Genomic DNA, 15,938 nt, shown 5'->3' with positions numbered 1-15,938 from the left:
CCCTATACAGGCATGCTGGCGATTTCCTGGTACGCGGCGACCAAGCGGTTGCGGACCTGGACGGTCGCCTGGAAGGCGATGCTGGCCTTTTGCATGTCTATCATCACGTTGTTAAGCGAGATGTCGGGCGCGCCCATCTGGAATGCGCGTCCCTGGGCGGCGGAGTCGTTCTGCAGGGTCGATACACGATCCAGCGAACGCGCCAGTTCCGCGGCGAAGCCGCCGTTATTGACGACTGTGCTTTTCGCGGACGAAGGCGTCGACGACGCGGCCTGCGCCACGGCGCGCATTTGCGACAGCATGTTCTCGATGGCGGAAAGGTGTTGTATGGCCATAGTGGTAAATAAGTCCTGACAGGGCGAGGATCGCCGCTTGCCTAATGTACTCAATAAGGCCCGCCGCCAAGCGGCGCATCAAGCGTCAAATCACCCTTCTTTTCACCTGATACCCGGCGTATCCGCAAAGGCTATAGTCCCATCCGGGCTTGTCGGCCCGCCCTGATCCATAAGAGCTAAATGACACCCAAAACACGTGTTTTTCGACGCTTGCGGGTTTTACTTTACGCGCAATAATTCAGGCTCTCTTACCTTTGTCTTGCCGCATGTACACCTTGCCAACCCACTGCTTGACGTTCTTCTTACGCCAGAACCAACCCAGCGACAGAGGCCGTCAATGAGCCAGTCGGCGCAATTGTTGGCGCGTTTTCCTGCTTTGGAGAAAATCAGCGGTTGGCCCAAACCAGCGCTTCTTGGCGCCGCGGCGGCCGCTGTGGCCGTTGTGGTCGTGCTGCTGCTTTGGGCGCGCACACCCGATTACAAAGTTCTGTTTTCGAACCTCGAGGACCGGGACGGCGGCGCCATCGTGGCCGCGCTGACACAAATGAACGTGCCCTACAAGCTGGCCAGTACGGGCAATGCCATACTGGTCCCGGCGGACAAGGTTCATGAAGCGCGCCTGCAACTGGCCCAGCAGGGTTTACCCCGCAGCGGCGAGGCCGGGTTCGAGCTCATGGATCAGACCCGCTTCGGCGCCAGCCAGTTCACCGAACAGATCAACTACCAGCGCGCCCTGGAAGGCGAGCTGGTCAGCTCCATCCAGGCCGTGCATGCCGTTCAAAGCGCCCGCGTGCATTTGGCCATACCCCGCGAATCGCTCTTCGTGCGTGATCGCCAGCCTCCCACGGCATCGGTCCTGCTGACGCTCTATCCCGGACGCAGCCTTAGCGATGCGCAAGTGGCGGCCATTACCTGGCTGGTGTCCTCCAGCGTTCCGCACCTTACCGCCGACAAGGTATCGGTGGTCGACCAGAACGGACGCCTGCTGACCGCGCCCACGGGCGAAGCCGGCGCTGACGGCAGCCGGCGCAACCTGGTCAACGACATCGAGCAGCGCACGGTCCAGCGCATCCTGACCCTGCTGAATCCGCTGGTGGGTTCCGGCAATGTGCGCGCCCAGGTCAGCGCCGACGTGGATTTCGCGCAGCGCGAGCAGACATCGGAAGTCTACCGGCCCAACCAGAAGCCGGGCGAAGCAGCGGTGCGCAGCGAACAGACCAGCGCATCGGTGCAGCACAATGTCCTGCCGCCCGAAGGTGTTCCCGGCGCGCTGACCAACCAGCCTCCGCTTAATGCCACGGCGCCCATCGTGACGCCGCCGGCTCCCAATCAGAACCCCGCGAATCCGAACGCGCCCAACGCGGCAGCCGCCAACCCGGCGGCCGGCGCCCCGGCGGCCGGCACTCCGGGCCAGAACACCGCGACCGCATTGGCCGGCGGCGGCAATCTGCTTCAAGGCACAGGAAATTCCCGCAACGACGCGACCATCAACTACGAAGTCGATCGTACGATCAGCCACGTCAAGAATCCCCTGGGAACCTTGCGGCGCCTGTCCGTGGCGGTGGTGGTGAACTACCGCAACAACGAAGGCGAACTCGAACCGCTGCCGCAGGCGGAGCTTGATAAACTGAATGATCTGGTCAAGCAGGCCATGGGCTATTCCGCCGAGCGCGGCGACTCGCTAAGCGTGGTGAACAGCCAGTTCAGCGATGCCGGCGAAGTCGAGCCGCCCGTCTGGAAGAACCCCGTGTATCTGGATTACGCAATGCAGCTGATTCAATACCTGTTGATCGCACTGGTCATCTTCATTCTCTGGCGCTCGGTCGTGAAGCCCTTCTTGGCCGACTCCGAAGCCGTCAAGGAAAAGCGCAAGGCGGAAGCGCTGGAAGCGGAAAAGAACCGCGAACAGATGGCGGTGGCGGAGCGCCTGGCTTCCGAAATGAACCGCTACGAAGAAAACCTGAGCACGGCGCGCAAGATGGCCGAAAAAGACCCACGCGCCGTTGCGATGGTGTTGCGTTCTTGGATGGAAAAGAAAGATGGCAACCGTTGATTCCGATTTGGATCAGTGCGCAATCCTGGTCATGTCCCTGGGCGAAGATGCCGCAGCGGAAGTCTTCAAGTACCTTTCGGCCCGCGAAGTACAGCAGATTGGCGCCGCCATGGCCAACCTCAAGCAGATTACCCGCGCCGACGTCGACGGGGTTCTGGAGGAGTTCCGCCAGGAAGCCGACCAGTTCATGGCCGTCACCCTGGGTTCGGACGAATACATACGGTCCGTGCTGACCAAGGCGCTGGGCACCGACCGCGCCGCGGGCTTGATTGAAGACATACTGGAAGGCGGCGAAGGCGGCAACGGCATCGACGCGCTGAACTGGCTGGACGCCAACAGCGTGGCCGAATTGATCTGCGACGAGCATCCGCAAATCATCGCCACCATCCTGGTCCACCTGGAGCGCGATCGCGCATCGGCAGTGCTGGCATTGCTGAACGAGCGCCTGCGCAACGATGTCATGCTGCGTATCGCCACCTTCGGCGGCGTACAGCCGGCCGCCCTGCACGAACTGACCGATGTGCTGAACGGCATGCTGTCGGGCCAGGGCGCCAAGCGCAGCAAGATGGGCGGCGTGCGCACCGCCGCCGAAATACTGAACTTCATGAATTCGGCCGAGGAAGACGCGGTGGTGGCCAGCCTGCGCGAACTGGACGCCGATCTGGCGCAGCGCATCGTGGACGAGATGTTCGTTTTCGAAAATCTGGTGGGCATCGAAGATACCGCCATCCAGATGATCCTGAAAGAGGTCGACACCGCCTCGCTGACCATCGCCATGAAGGGCGCCCCGGAAGAACTGCGCGAGAAATTCTTCAAGAATATGTCGAACCGGGCGGCCGAAATGCTGCGCGACGATCTGGAAGCCCAAGGTCCGGTGCGCATGTCCAAGGTCGAGGAAGAGCAAAAGAACATCGTGCAGATCGCCCGCAAGCTGGCCGAAGCCGGCCAGTTCACCCTGGGCGGCCTGGGGAACGACGAGTATGTCTGACAAGAGGCCGGCCCCTCTACGCGTAGCCGAAACATGGAAACGCTGGGAGATGGCATCGTTCGATGCCCCGCCGGCCGCCGCGCCCGTCAAGACAAGCGCCGCGCCCACCCAGGTCCTGCCGGACCCGGAGATGCTAAGAAAAGAGGTCAAGCGCCTGCATGACGCGGCGCAGGCCAGCGGACATGCCGAGGGTTATGCCGCCGGCCATGCGCAAGGACTGGAAGCCGGCACCGATGAGGGCTACAAGGCCGGCCACAGTCAAGGCTATGAGGCCGGTTTTTCCGCCGGACATGTCTCGGGCCGGGAGCGCGCGCAGCAGGAAACCACCCAGCTTCAAGCGCTGGCGCAGGACTGCGCCGCATCGATCGCATCGATCGAGGCGGAGATGGGCCAGGCGCTGATTTCGCTGGCAATCACGATTGCCGAGCAAGTTCTACGCAGCACGCTGGAGGCCCAACCCGAAAAAATCCTGGATATCGTGCGCGACATTACGCATGTGGATACCGGCAGGGAAACCATGCTTACACTGCGCGTCAACCCCGCTGACCTGGCGCTAGTCCAAGAATACCTGGACGGCGATCCGGGCTCGGGCAAGTGGCGCCTGACGCCCGATGCTTCGATCGAGCGAGGCGGGTGCATTGCGCAAACCGCCTTGGGCGGCATCGACGCCACGCTGCAGACACGGTGGCAGCGCGTGACCTCGTCGCTGGGCCACAAAGCCGCAGCGGCCAAGGACGAACGGTGACCCAGGCTTCCGACCTTCTGCCCACGCCGACGGCCCGCTGGCAAGCCCAGCTGGAAGCGGGAGCAAGGCGTGTATCGGCCACCGAATCGTGGCATGTCAGCGGCCGGATCACACGCGCCACCGGCTTGGTGCTGGAAGCGACCGGGCTGCGCCTGGCCGTCGGCGCGGCCTGCAAGATCGAAATAGCGCCCGGACAGAACCACTGGGCCGACGCGGAAGTGGTCGGCTTCCATGGCCACACCCTGTATCTGATGCCGCAAAGCGATATCTCGGGCCTGCCTCCGGGCGCTCGCGTGATTCCGCTGGAACCCTCCATACAAAGCCGGGTGCCGCTGCCTTTGCGCGCCAGCGACGATATCGGCCCTCCTCCCGTGCTGTCCCGCCACTTGCCGGTGGGCGACGCCCTGCTGGGCCGGGTGCTGGACGGCGCCGGCCGGCCTTTGGACGATTTGGGCCCTCTGGACAACGTCAGCTCGGCTCCGCTGGGCGCGCAAATCATCAATCCGCTGGCCCGCGCGCCCATCGACACCGTGCTGGATGTGGGTGTGCGCGCCATCAACGGCCTGCTTACCGTGGGCCGGGGCCAGCGCATGGGCCTGTTCGCCGGCTCGGGCGTGGGCAAGAGCGTGCTGCTGGGCATGATGGCCCGCTACACCAAGGCCGATGTGATCGTTGTGGGACTCATTGGCGAACGGGGCCGCGAAGTCAAGGAGTTCATCGAGCTCAATCTTGGGGCCGAAGGCCTGAAGCGCTCGGTCGTGGTGGCGGCGCCGGCCGATGTCTCGCCCCTGCTGCGCCTGCAGGGCGCCGTCTATGCAACCAAGCTGGCCGAGTACTTCCGCGACCAGGGCAAGCATGTTCTGCTGATCATGGATTCGCTGACCCGCTACGCCATGGCGCAGCGCGAAATCGCGCTGGCTATCGGCGAACCGCCCGCCACCAAGGGGTATCCGCCATCGGTATTCGCCAAGCTGCCGGCCCTGGTCGAGCGCGCCGGAAATGGCGCTCCCGTGGGCAATCGGCCCGCCGGTTCAATCACCGCGTTCTACACCGTCCTGACCGAAGGCGACGACCAGCAGGATCCCATTGCGGATTCGGCGCGCGCCATCCTGGACGGCCACGTGGTGCTGTCTCGCAGCCTGGCGGAATCGGGCCATTATCCGGCCATCGACATCGAGGCATCCATATCGCGCGTGATGGCGGCCGTCGTGCCCAAGGAGCAGTTCACGCTGGTGCATCAGTTCAAGAAAATGCTTTCGCGTTACCAGCGCAATCACGATTTGATCGCCGTGGGCGCCTATACGCCCGGCAATGATCCGCAAATCGATGAAGCCATCGAGAAGTACCCCTGGCTGGAGGCCTATCTTCAGCAAGGCATCGAAACGCGGATCGACTATCCGTCGGCGGCCGGTGAATTGGCCACGCTACTGGGCAGGAACAACCCTGCTCCGGGAGTGCCGTTTCAAGGAATGAACCATGGCTAAGCATTCTTCATTGCCTGTCCTGATCGATCTGGCCAAAGAGGGTGCCGATCAGGCGGGCAAGCAGCTGCAGTTGCTGATGGCGGAACGAAATAACGCGGAAACGCAGCTTTCCACCTTGCTGGTCTACCGCCAGGACTATGCCGAGCGGCTGCAAAAAGCGACCGAAACGGGTCTTTCATCGTCGAACTACCACAATTTTAGGCAGTTTATCGCTACTTTGGATGAGGCCATTTCGCAGCAAAATAGGGTCGTAGCGCATATTGACGGCAAACTCGAGAGCGGGCGCCAGCGTTGGCATGCGGAAAAACGCCGCCTGAGTTCGTTCGAAGCTTTGCAGGCGCGGGAAAACCGGCTGCAGCTGGTGCGAGAGAACCGGACCGAGCAGCTTGCCAGCGACGAGATTTCGGCCAATATGTACCGCCGGGCGCGCCAACCACATTGATCAGGCTGAACCATGAATACACCTACGATTTCCGCTGCCCCGCCCGTTGCCCCGGGCAACGCCGGCCGCACACAGAATGGCGGCGGATCCGAGCCTGACAGCGCCACCCCTTTTTCCACCATCCTGACGCGCCAGCGCGGCGCCGAACCATCACGCGCCGAACCGTCACGCGCCGAACCGTCACGCACCGAACCGTCACGCGCCGCGCCGACCGCCGCGAACGGCCAGGACTCCGCCGTCGAGGGAAAGAATCCCACAGACAAGAAAGGCCACGCGGCCGACAAGAACGCCAAGGAAGGCGATGAAGCCCTGGCCCTGGCCCAGGCCGCCGCCGAGGAAGGCCTGACCCTTCCGCAAATCGCCCTGACGATCGCGGCCGAGGCCGCCGCGGTTCAGCAGTCTTCCCATACGGCCAAGACGCAGGCTGTCGATGCGGCGGGCCTTCGCACTCCGGCGATGCCGGAGCATCCCGCCGCCAATGGCGGGAAAGCCCCCTTGAAACCCGCGCTTGCCGCCGATTTGGCCGCAAGCAGAGTAACCGCCAATGTATCGGCCGTTGCGCGAAACACATCAGCGGCTCAGCAGCCCGTCCAGGACTTGACTGCCAACCCGCTGGTCAACGCTCCTTCCGCCGGCCTGCCGCCCGCCCCAATCGCACCGATGCCGCAAGCAACGCTGCTGGGCGCCAACAAGGCGGCCAGCCTGGCGGGTGCCCGACAGGCTGTGCTGACCATGCAGGCTCGCGCCCAGGCATCCGGCGATGGCCAGATCAAGCTGGTGCTGCCCGAGGTTTCAGCAGCCATGGCCAGTGCGGCACGCCATGGCGCCTCCGATACCGGGATGATTGCCGCCGGCAATACCGAACTGGCAGCAGCGCAAATCGGCTCTCTGGCCGCCGGCCATTCCGCCGGCGCCGCCAGCCTGCCGGCCAATGGATCGGCCTTGCTCGCCAACCTTGGCCTGCAAGCCGCCCCCCCCGCCATCGGAGCGCCATTGCAAAGCCCGCAGTGGGCTTCGGAGCTTGGACGCCAATTCGTATCGATTACCCAAGGCGGGCACAACATGCCCCACACAGCTGAACTTCGGCTCGATCCCCCGGAACTGGGGCCTCTGCGTATTACGATCAACATCAGCGACAACGTGGCTCACGCCGTTTTTGTTTCTCCTCATGCAGGAGTGCGGCAGGCTGTGGAAAACGCCATGTCGCAGTTGCAGCAATCGCTGGCGCAGGCAGGCATATCCCTGGGCCAGACCAGCGTCAGCGACCAGAACCAGCCTCAGCAGGCGTTCAATGAATCGTTCGGGAACAGCCGGCGCGAAGCAGCCGACGGCGGCGCCGTGAACGCGGCGGGCCCGGATGGCGGCATTGCGCAGTCGGCCGCGCGCAGCCGCGCGCCCGATGCGCTGGTCGACACCTTCGCCTGATGGCCGTGAAGCCCTCCATCAAACCCCGGAGCTACCAAGCTTTCGATCCCTTATTCAACATGATCGCACTCGCCCGATTGCGCCACAATGTGATAACTTGAACAAAATCCCGCGTGCATCCGCGCACGCGAACCACCACGATGGCAACTTCTTCCACCAGTAACCCACGTCGACCGGTCATGGCCAAAAACGAACCCAGTGCAATCGCCAAATTAGTCAAATCTATGCTGGCGATTATTCTTATCGTCGTCGCCAGCGTCGGCGCCACCCTGTTTCTGTACGATAAGATCGGCAGCGGCCCGGCCAGCACCGAAGCCACGCCGGACAAGCCCGCGCCACTACCCACCCCCATCTTCACGCCGCTGGAACCGTTTACCGTGACGCTGCGTGGCGATAGCAGCAGCCGCATCCTGTATGTAGCCGTAACGCTGCGCGTGGCCGACGAGGATTCGCGCCGCATGATCGTGAACTACATGCCCGAAGTGCGCGACCGCATCCTGCGCAAGCTGTCCGAGCAGAAGCCCGATTACGTCCAGACCGCCCAGGGCCGGGCCGCCCTTGTGCAGGTGCTGACCAAGGACCTTGAAGCACCCTATTCACCCCAGCCGCGCGGTCCGCTGATCAACGGCGTCCTGTTCACTGCTTTCGTGATTCAATAAATGTCCTACCAAAGCCTTCTCTCGCAAGATGAAGTCGATGCGCTACTGGCCGGCGTAACCGGCGAAAGCAGCGAGAAATCCGGCGAGGCCCAAGACTTAAGCGGAGTACGGCCCTACGACCTGAGCTCGCCCGATCGCGTGGTGCGCCATCGGATGCAAACGCTGGAGCTCATCAACGAGCGTTTCGCCCGCCGGCTGCGCTCGGTATTGCTGACTTTCATGCGTCGCAACGCCGACATCACCGTCGGCACCATACGCATACAGAAATATTCCGATTTCGAACGGAACCTGCCGGTGCCCAGCAACCTGAACATGGTTGCCATGAAACCCCTGCGCGGCGCGGCGCTGTTCACCTTCGATCCCAACCTGGTGTTCCTGGTCATCGACAGCATGTTCGGCGGCCACGGCCGCTACAACACCCGGGTCGAGGGCCGCGACTTCACCACGACCGAGCAGCGCATCATCCGGCGCCTTCTGAATCTGACGCTGGAAAGCTACGGCGGCGCCTGGGAACAGGTGTATCCGGTGGAATTCGAATACATCCGTTCGGAAATGCACACCAAGTTCGCCAGCATCACCAGCGGCAACGAGATCGTGGTGGTTTCGTCCTTCAATATCGAACTGGGCGCGTCGGGCGGCAACCTGAACATCTGCCTGCCCTACTCGATGATAGAACCGGTGCGCGACCTGCTGACCCGGCCGCTGCAGGAAGCCAACGTCGAAGCCATAGACCAGCGCTGGATACACCAGTTGTCGCGCCAGGTGCGCAGCGCCGATGTCGAACTGGTGGCCGAATTCTCGCAAATACAGACCAGCATCGCCGAACTCATGAAGCTGCAGGTCAACGACGTGCTGCCCATGGAAGTCCACCCGACCATCACCGCGAACGTGGGCGGCGTTCCAGTCCTGGAATGCGGCTATGGCACATTCAACGGCCGATACGCGCTGCGCGTAAAAAAAATACTGGCGAACTCTGAAACCGACCTCACTTGAGCACACCTAAATGACTGATCCCAACAACGATTCCGCGAAAGAGAACGAAGCGCCCGAAAGCGCGGATCTCGATTGGGCGGCTGCGCTGTCCGAACAGCAGGCAGCCCAGACAAAACAAACCACGCAGGCCGATGGCCTGGCGCAGGAAGCCGACGACTGGGCCAGCGCGCTGGCCGAGCAGACCGCCGCGACGCCAAGCCCGACACCCGCCGCCGTAAGCACCCCGGCTCCCGCCAGCCCGGCGCTGAACGTGTTCCAGCCTTTGGTCGACAACGATGTGCAGGGCAACAGCGACATCGACATGATCATGGACATACCCGTGCAGCTGTCGGTCGAACTGGGCCGCACGCGCCTGACGATCAAGAACATCCTGCAGCTTGGCCAAGGCTCGGTCGTGGAACTGGACGGCCTGGCCGGCGAACCCATGGATATCTTCGTGAACGGCTACCTGATCGCGCAGGGCGAAGTCGTCGTTGTCGACGAGAAGTACGGCATACGCGTTACCGACATCATCACGCCCTCCGACCGTCTTAGCCGCCTGAACAGCCGCCGCTAGTCCCAAGCATGTCCGAAGCCGCCGTCCTGCGCCTGGTCATAAGCCTGGTTTTCATCGTTGCGTTGATCCTGGCTTGCGCCTGGATGACGCGGCGGGCCGGCTGGCTGCGCGGCATGGGTTCCCAGCAACTGAAAGTGCTCAGCACCCAAAGTCTGGGCGCCCGCGCCTATATCACGATGGTCGAAGTCGAAGACGCCCGGCTGGTGCTGGGCGTAACCGCCAACCAGATATCCCTGCTTCATACTCTGCCTCCTTCCGAATCCACCGGCGCCGAAACGCCGGTCCGCCCCGATCCCCCCACCTTCGCGTCGGCCCTGGGCAAAGTCCTGAGAGGCCGCTAGGTGCCGTTCCCCCCTATTCATTCCGCCATCGCGCCGCCGCGCGGCCGCCGCATGCCGGCCCTGCCCCTGGCCGTTCTGCTGGGCCTGCTGCTGGCGCTGCTTTGGTTTCCGTCCAGCTCGCTGGCGCAAGCCACGCTGCCGGCCATTACGTCGACGACCAACCAGAACGGCAGCCAGACCTGGTCGCTGAGCATCCAGACACTGGTCCTGCTGACCATGATGTCTTTCCTGCCGGCCATGCTGATGATGATGACGGGCTTCACGCGCATCATCATCGTGCTGGGCCTGCTGCGCAATGCGATGGGTACCGGCGCCTCGCCGCCCAATTCCGTGTTGATCGGCTTGTCGCTGTTCCTGACCTTCTTCGCCATGTCGCCGGTGTTCGACCAGATCTACAGCACGGCCTACCAGCCGCTCAGCACAGGGGTCATTTCCTTCGAGGAAGCCCTGGACCGGGGCATCAAGCCGCTGCACACTTTCATGCTGCACCAGACGCGGGAAACGGATTTGAGCATGTTCGCCAACATGGCCAATGTGCCGGAGATAGACAGCCCCGAACAGGTTCCGCTGCGTGTCCTGGTGCCGGCCTTCGTCACCAGCGAGCTGAAGACGGCGTTCCAGATTGGGTTCACGATATTCATACCTTTCCTCATCATCGACCTGGTCGTCGCCAGCGTGCTGATGGCGCTGGGCATGATGATGGTGCCGCCGGTCACGATTTCGCTGCCGTTCAAGCTTATGCTGTTCGTGCTGGCCGACGGCTGGCATTTGCTTCTGGGCTCTCTGGCCCGAAGCTTCTATCAGTAGGGGTAGGCGCATGAATTCCGAAACCGTCATGTCCATGACTTACCTTGCCATGAAAGTCGCGCTGACCATGGCGGGTCCGTTGTTGCTGGTCACCCTGGTCGTCGGCCTGTTCATCAGCATCTTTCAGGCTGCAACGCAGATCAACGAAATGACCTTGTCGTTCATCCCCAAGCTTCTGGCGGTCGGCGCGGCGCTGGTCCTGCTGGGCCCATGGCTTATCACCACCATGGTCGACTACATGCAAACCCTGTTTTCACAGATTCCCGGCCTGGTGTCCTGATGCCGCGCCCGCGTGATTCGCTTGCCCGATTCCGGCGCCCACGGCCCGCATACGGAGTCGCCGCAGCGCCCGGCCTATGATTTCGGTCGACATCGAACAGCTCTATGCGTGGATGAATGCCTTTCTATGGCCCTTCTTCCGCATCCTGGCGCTGGTGGGCACAGCCCCCCTGCTGAGCGACTCGGCAATACCTCTACGAGTAAAGGTAGGTTTCTCGGTTCTGCTGACGGTGGCCATCGCGCCCGCCCTGGCCCCCATGCCGTCTGTGCCCACCGCATCGTTCGCAGGCCTGTGGATAGGCTTGCAGCAGGTGCTTATCGGCATGGCGCTGGGACTGGTCATGCGCATCGTGTTTGCCGCTGTGCAAACCGCCGGTGAATTCATCGGCCTGCAAATGGGCCTGTCCTTCGCGTCTTTCTTCGATCCCGCCACGGGCGCGAACACGGCGGTGCTGGCGCGCATCATGAACATCGTCGCGATGCTGCTGTTTCTGGCGCTAAATGGCCATTTGATGATGCTGGGCGGCATTATCCGCAGCTTCGACGTGCTGCCCATACAGGTGGGGTCGCTGGACCCCAACGGCTGGGGCATATTGTTTGAATGGAGCTCGGAAGTGATGGTATCGGGCATGCTGCTGGCGCTGCCGCTCATCATCGTGCTGCTGACCATCAATCTTTCGCTGGGCATCCTGAACCGGACCGCTCAGCAGCTGTCGGTATTCGCCGTGGGCTTTCCCATCAGCCTGATGACCGGCCTAGTTTTGCTGGCTGTCGTGCTGCCCCAGTCGGCGCCCTTCCTGGCCCGCTTTTTCGAGCGCGGCTACAGCACCATGGCGCGCCTGGCGCAGGCCCTGGCAGGGTCTTGAAGACGAGTACCGCCGCATCGGTCAGTAAAAAGTAAAAAAGCGCCGCGATGAATCGCGGCGCTTTTCCTTGCTGCTGCCGAGTGATCAGGAGTAGGAGCTTTCCAGAGCGTTGTAGCCGGTGGGACCCGATACTTCCACCGCCTTGGCCTGCATGTCGATGACTTCATTGGCATTGATCTTGAACACCGCCACCGCTTCGGCCAGGCGCGTGGCCTGATCCTGCAGCGAGCCGGCCGCCGCCGCCGCTTCCTCGACCAGCGCCGCGTTCTGCTGCACCACGCTGTCCATCTGCGTGACCGCCTGGTTCACCTGCTCGATCCCGTCGGACTGCTCGTGCGAGGCCGAGGAGATCTCGCCCATGATGGTCGTGACCCCTTGCACCGAACCGACCACCTCTTGCATGATCTCGCCCGCCTGGCCCGCCTGCTTGGCCCCGGCCGCCACCTTCAGTTGCGATTCTTCAATCAGCACCTTGATCTCCTTGGCCGCCTGCGCGCTGCGCTGCGCCAGCGAGCGCACTTCGCCCGCCACCACCGCAAAGCCCTTGCCCTGCTCGCCCGCCCGCGCCGCTTCCACCGCCGCGTTCAGCGCCAGAATGTTGGTCTGGAACGCAATCCCGTCGATCACCCCCACGATCTCGACCATCTTGCCCGAGCTGGTGGAGATCTCGCTCATGGTGTCCACCACCGCCGAGACCGCCTGGCCTCCGCGCGCGGCCACATCGGACGCGCTCTTGGCCAGCGTGTCGGCCTGCGTGGCGTTATCCGTGTTCTGGCGCACCGTGCTGGCCAACTGCTCCATGCTGGCCGCCGTCTCTTGCAAGGACGCCGCCTGCTGCTCGGTGCGGCTGCTCAGGTCCGTGTTGCCCATGAAGATCTCGCGCGAACCCAGCGTGATCTCTTCCACGCCCTGGCGCACCGTGCTCACCGTGCGCGTCAGGCTTTCCTGCATGCGCCGCAAGGCTTCGTACAGCACGCCGATCTCGTTGCGCGAACGCACCTCCACCCGCTGGGTCAGATCACCGCCCGCAATCCGGTCGAAATGCGTGCCGGCTTCGACCAGCGGCCTGACCACGACGCGGCCGAAGACGATGCGCATGATGATCATCAGCACAAAGCCGATGATCACCGCGACGCCGATGGCTATCAGGGCCTGGCTGAAGCTGGCCACGGCATCATCGTAGAAACCGGCCTGCACTTTGTCGACGTGCTTCACGAAAGCCTCGATGGATTGATCGAACGCTTCGCTGCGGGCGATGCCGAATTCATTGTTGACGAAGTAGAAGGTGGTGTAGTCCTGGCTTTCCAGGGCTTGCACCATAGGGTCGATGCCATCGTCCAGGTAAGGCCGGTAGGAACTGACGATGCGGGTCGCCAGGCGGCGGCCGTCGGCTGTCTCGGGCGTATCCTTGCGGAACTCGTCGTAACCCTTCTGGACATCTTCAAGCTTGCCGTGTGCGGCCAACAGCATGGCCTTGCCGGCCTCGCTCAGTTTGGCGTCATTGTTCGCGGCGGCTTCCTGCTGGTAGCGCGCGGCCACCAGCAGCGATACGCGCGCGCTGAGCATATCGTTGCCCAGCTTGTACACGCTCTGCGCCAGCTTGTTCTGCTTTTGCATGGCATTGACCTGATTCAGGTTGTTCTGCAGAAACCAGGCGCCCAGCCCGCCCACCGCCACGATAAGAATCATGAAAGTGGCCAGAACCAGCATCAAAATGGAGCTGACTTTGGCATCGCCAAAACGGAACCCGCGCTTGCCGCGTGCTTTGCTTTTCTTTTCAGTGATGGGAGACTGCATCGAGTTGGACATAATTAAACCTGAATAGCGTTATGGGTGCATGAGCACAAGCAGAAACTGCTGTTTTTATAGATCTACTGCAATACCGGGTAAGTATGCGCGGGCTTGGGTATGACGCCGGATAACGATGCGTCGGACGTTGCGGCAGGGTTGCTGCCATCGGCGGAAACAGCGCCTGCCGAATGTTCTGGATTCACCGTTGCCGCGGCCGGCGCCTGGCGCACCCGCGTGTCGTAGGGAACGGTCTGATTTTGTTCGCCATATTCATAGGCGCGCGGAATATTCACGCTTTTCACAACATGCTGGAAACGGCCGTCCGGCCCGAAGGCCAGCCATAGTTCCTGATTGAAGTACACGGCGTCGGTGGCCAGCGTCAGCTTGTGCGACCAGATGGCCAGGGCTGATCCGTCCTGTTGCCGATAGACATTGACCGGCTCCGCATGCAGCAGCACACTGGCCTCGGTCATGGTGGTCTGGCCGGGCGCCAGCAATGGCATGGCGGCCGAATCAAAATTATTGCCCGTGGTGCTGCATGCGCTCAAGCCCAGCATGCCCGTCAGGGCAAGCAGCAAGGCTGGAAAGAAGCGGCGAAGCAAGCCATGCGCCGGCATGATCAGAACTCGACCCAATCGTCGTCGCTGGCCGACTGGCGGCCCGATCCCGACTTCATCACATAAGAAGGCTGAGCCGGCGCAGCGGCTTGGGCCGGAGCCGGCCGGCTTCCAGCGGAAGGCCGGACAGCCGCCGCCGGCTTGGCATCTGGGGCCGGCTTGTCAGCAGCCGGTACGCGAATATCCGCTTCCGAATTGCGCCGGGCGGGCGCCGCAGCCCCATGGCCCACTAGAGCGGCGGCCGAGCCAGGCTGAGGCCTGCCAGCCGCGGGCGCGTTGGCCACGGCGGGACGCTGCTTCGGCGCGGCGGCGATCTGCTTGGCGGAAACGTCAATCACTTCCCTGCCCGTCGTCTTGAATGCCGACACTGCGCCGCTGACGCTGGATACCTGTTCGCGCAGGCTGGCGGCGGACGATGCGGCCTCTTCGACCAGCACCGCATTCTGCTGCGTGACCATGTCCATCTGGGACACGGCGCGATTGATCTGATCGATGCCCGACGATTGTTCCGTGGTGGCGGCGGAGATTTCACCCATGATGTCGGTGACGCGCGCCACCGAGCTGACGATCTCTTGCATGGTGTCGCCCGCGCGCTCGACCTGCGCCGAGCCTTCGGACACCTTCTTGACCGAATCTTCGATCAGGCCCTTGATTTCCTTGGCCGCCTGGGCGCTGCGCTGCGCCAGGGCGCGCACTTCGGACGCCACGACGGCGAAACCCTTGCCTTGTTCGCCGGCGCGCGCCGCTTCCACGGCGGCGTTCAGCGCCAGAATATTGGTCTGGAACGCGATGCTGTCGATGACGCCCACGATGTCGGATATCTTGCGCGAGCTGGCCGAAATGCCTTCCATGGTGGAGATGACCTCGCCCACGGCCTGGCCGCCGCGCTGCGCGACGTCGGAGGCCGTGGCCGCCAACTGGTTGGCCTGACGGGCGTTGTCGGCGTTCTGCTTGACGGTGCTGGCCAGCTCTTCCATGCTGGCGGCGGTTTGCTGCAAGGCCGCGGCTTGCTGCTCGGTTCGGCCGCTTAAATCGGTGTTGCCGGCAACGATTTGCTGTGACCCGGCATGGATTTGCTCCATACCCATCCGCACCGTGCCGACCATGCGGCCCAGGCTGTCCTGCATGCGCTTGAGCGCAAAATACAACATGCCGATTTCATTTTCGGACTCGACTTCGATGCGCTGAGTCAGGTCGCCCGCCGCCATGTGCTCGAAGTGCTGGCCCACTTGCTTTAGAGGACGCAGAACCGCGCGCGACAAGACGACATAAGCCAGCAAGGCCAGCACCACGGCCAACACGGCCAGCGCCACGAAAGCATAATGTGTCCAGGTGAAATGCTGCTCCAGCGATTGCAGGGCACCGGCATTGCCGCCGCCGCTCACCAGCGCGAGCACCGTGGACTGGCTGTTCCAGCCGACCCCCACGGCGACAAGAGTCAATACCGAGAGGAAAATCACAACGATGGAAAGCGTGGCTTTAAGTTGCAATTGCTTGAGGCTCATCTATTATTCTCACTTCACACCAAAACGACGGGAAATCTGTCCGGCGGTGTCT

At 62.8% G+C, this 15,938-nt stretch carries 17 protein-coding genes; 13 read left to right on the top strand and 4 right to left on the bottom strand.

What is annotated here, in order from left to right:
• Positions 1-2: 2 nt before the first annotated feature.
• A complete protein-coding gene (gene fliE / locus V0R37_RS13290; RefSeq protein ID WP_420374973.1) occupies positions 3-335 on the bottom strand; it encodes a flagellar hook-basal body complex protein FliE in 333 nt (110 codons plus the stop codon).
• Between the two features lie 337 nt (positions 336-672).
• Between fliE and fliF the strand changes: the two genes are divergently transcribed.
• The 13 genes from fliF (at position 673) to fliR (ending at position 11,973) form a co-directional block, all read left to right on the top strand.
• Positions 673-2,388 (top strand): flagellar basal-body MS-ring/collar protein FliF, encoded by a 1,716-nt coding sequence (gene fliF / locus V0R37_RS13285; RefSeq protein WP_420374972.1) that lies wholly within the window; start codon positions 673-675, stop codon positions 2,386-2,388.
• Positions 2,375-3,376, top strand: a complete 1,002-nt coding sequence (gene fliG / locus V0R37_RS13280; RefSeq protein WP_420374971.1) for a flagellar motor switch protein FliG — start codon at positions 2,375-2,377, stop codon at positions 3,374-3,376. The genes fliF and fliG overlap by 14 nt, the downstream gene beginning before the upstream one ends.
• The gene (fliH, locus tag V0R37_RS13275; RefSeq protein WP_420374970.1) at positions 3,369-4,121 is read left to right on the top strand and encodes a flagellar assembly protein FliH; all 753 of its coding nucleotides are present in this window, start codon (positions 3,369-3,371) and stop codon (positions 4,119-4,121) included. The genes fliG and fliH overlap by 8 nt, the downstream gene beginning before the upstream one ends.
• A complete protein-coding gene (fliI, locus tag V0R37_RS13270; protein WP_420374969.1) occupies positions 4,118-5,605 on the top strand; it encodes a flagellar protein export ATPase FliI in 1,488 nt (495 codons plus the stop codon). The genes fliH and fliI overlap by 4 nt, the downstream gene beginning before the upstream one ends.
• Positions 5,598-6,047 (top strand): flagellar export protein FliJ, encoded by a 450-nt coding sequence (gene fliJ / locus V0R37_RS13265; protein WP_420374968.1) that lies wholly within the window; start codon positions 5,598-5,600, stop codon positions 6,045-6,047. Before fliI ends, fliJ begins: the two co-directional genes overlap by 8 nt.
• Before the next feature lie 12 nt (positions 6,048-6,059).
• Positions 6,060-7,472: a flagellar hook-length control protein FliK gene (locus V0R37_RS13260; protein WP_420374967.1), complete on the top strand. Its 1,413-nt coding sequence runs from the start codon at positions 6,060-6,062 to the stop codon at positions 7,470-7,472.
• A 224-nt stretch (positions 7,473-7,696) separates the two neighbouring features.
• Positions 7,697-8,131: a flagellar basal body-associated FliL family protein gene (locus V0R37_RS13255; RefSeq protein WP_420374966.1), complete on the top strand. Its 435-nt coding sequence runs from the start codon at positions 7,697-7,699 to the stop codon at positions 8,129-8,131.
• Positions 8,132-9,124, top strand: a complete 993-nt coding sequence (gene fliM / locus V0R37_RS13250) for a flagellar motor switch protein FliM (protein WP_420374965.1) — start codon at positions 8,132-8,134, stop codon at positions 9,122-9,124. It begins immediately after the preceding gene.
• Positions 9,125-9,134: 10 nt separating this feature from the next.
• Entirely contained in the window at positions 9,135-9,680 is a 546-nt protein-coding gene (gene fliN, locus V0R37_RS13245) for a flagellar motor switch protein FliN (RefSeq protein ID WP_420374964.1), read from the top strand.
• A gap of 8 nt (positions 9,681-9,688) precedes the next feature.
• A complete protein-coding gene (gene fliO / locus V0R37_RS13240) occupies positions 9,689-10,021 on the top strand; it encodes a flagellar biosynthetic protein FliO (protein WP_420374963.1) in 333 nt (110 codons plus the stop codon).
• 51 nt (positions 10,022-10,072) lie between these two features.
• Positions 10,073-10,828, top strand: coding sequence for a flagellar type III secretion system pore protein FliP (gene fliP / locus V0R37_RS13235; RefSeq protein ID WP_420375036.1), 756 nt, complete (start codon positions 10,073-10,075; stop codon positions 10,826-10,828).
• A 10-nt stretch (positions 10,829-10,838) separates the two neighbouring features.
• A complete protein-coding gene (gene fliQ / locus V0R37_RS13230; RefSeq protein WP_264131919.1) occupies positions 10,839-11,108 on the top strand; it encodes a flagellar biosynthesis protein FliQ in 270 nt (89 codons plus the stop codon).
• Positions 11,109-11,184: 76 nt separating this feature from the next.
• Positions 11,185-11,973: a flagellar biosynthetic protein FliR gene (gene fliR, locus V0R37_RS13225; RefSeq protein ID WP_420374962.1), complete on the top strand. Its 789-nt coding sequence runs from the start codon at positions 11,185-11,187 to the stop codon at positions 11,971-11,973.
• Positions 11,974-12,057: 84 nt separating this feature from the next.
• On the opposite strand, the gene V0R37_RS13220 is transcribed toward fliR, so the two are convergent.
• The 3 genes from V0R37_RS13220 to V0R37_RS13210 all read right to left on the bottom strand — a co-directional run bounded on the left by V0R37_RS13220 (position 12,058) and on the right by V0R37_RS13210 (position 15,886).
• On the bottom strand, positions 12,058-13,782 hold the full coding sequence (locus tag V0R37_RS13220) for a methyl-accepting chemotaxis protein (RefSeq protein WP_420374961.1): 1,725 nt from the start codon (positions 13,780-13,782) through the stop codon (positions 12,058-12,060).
• 62 nt (positions 13,783-13,844) lie between these two features.
• Positions 13,845-14,399, bottom strand: a complete 555-nt coding sequence (locus tag V0R37_RS13215) for a hypothetical protein (protein ID WP_420374960.1) — start codon at positions 14,397-14,399, stop codon at positions 13,845-13,847.
• On the bottom strand, positions 14,384-15,886 hold the full coding sequence (locus tag V0R37_RS13210) for a methyl-accepting chemotaxis protein (protein WP_420374959.1): 1,503 nt from the start codon (positions 15,884-15,886) through the stop codon (positions 14,384-14,386). Before V0R37_RS13210 ends, V0R37_RS13215 begins: the two co-directional genes overlap by 16 nt.
• Positions 15,887-15,938: the final 52 nt, after the last annotated feature.

This window comes from Pollutimonas rozaliensis, assembly GCF_048751585.1.
Taxonomy (GTDB): Bacteria; Pseudomonadota; Gammaproteobacteria; order Burkholderiales; family Burkholderiaceae_B.
This window is presented reverse-complemented; position numbering and strand designations above follow the sequence as displayed.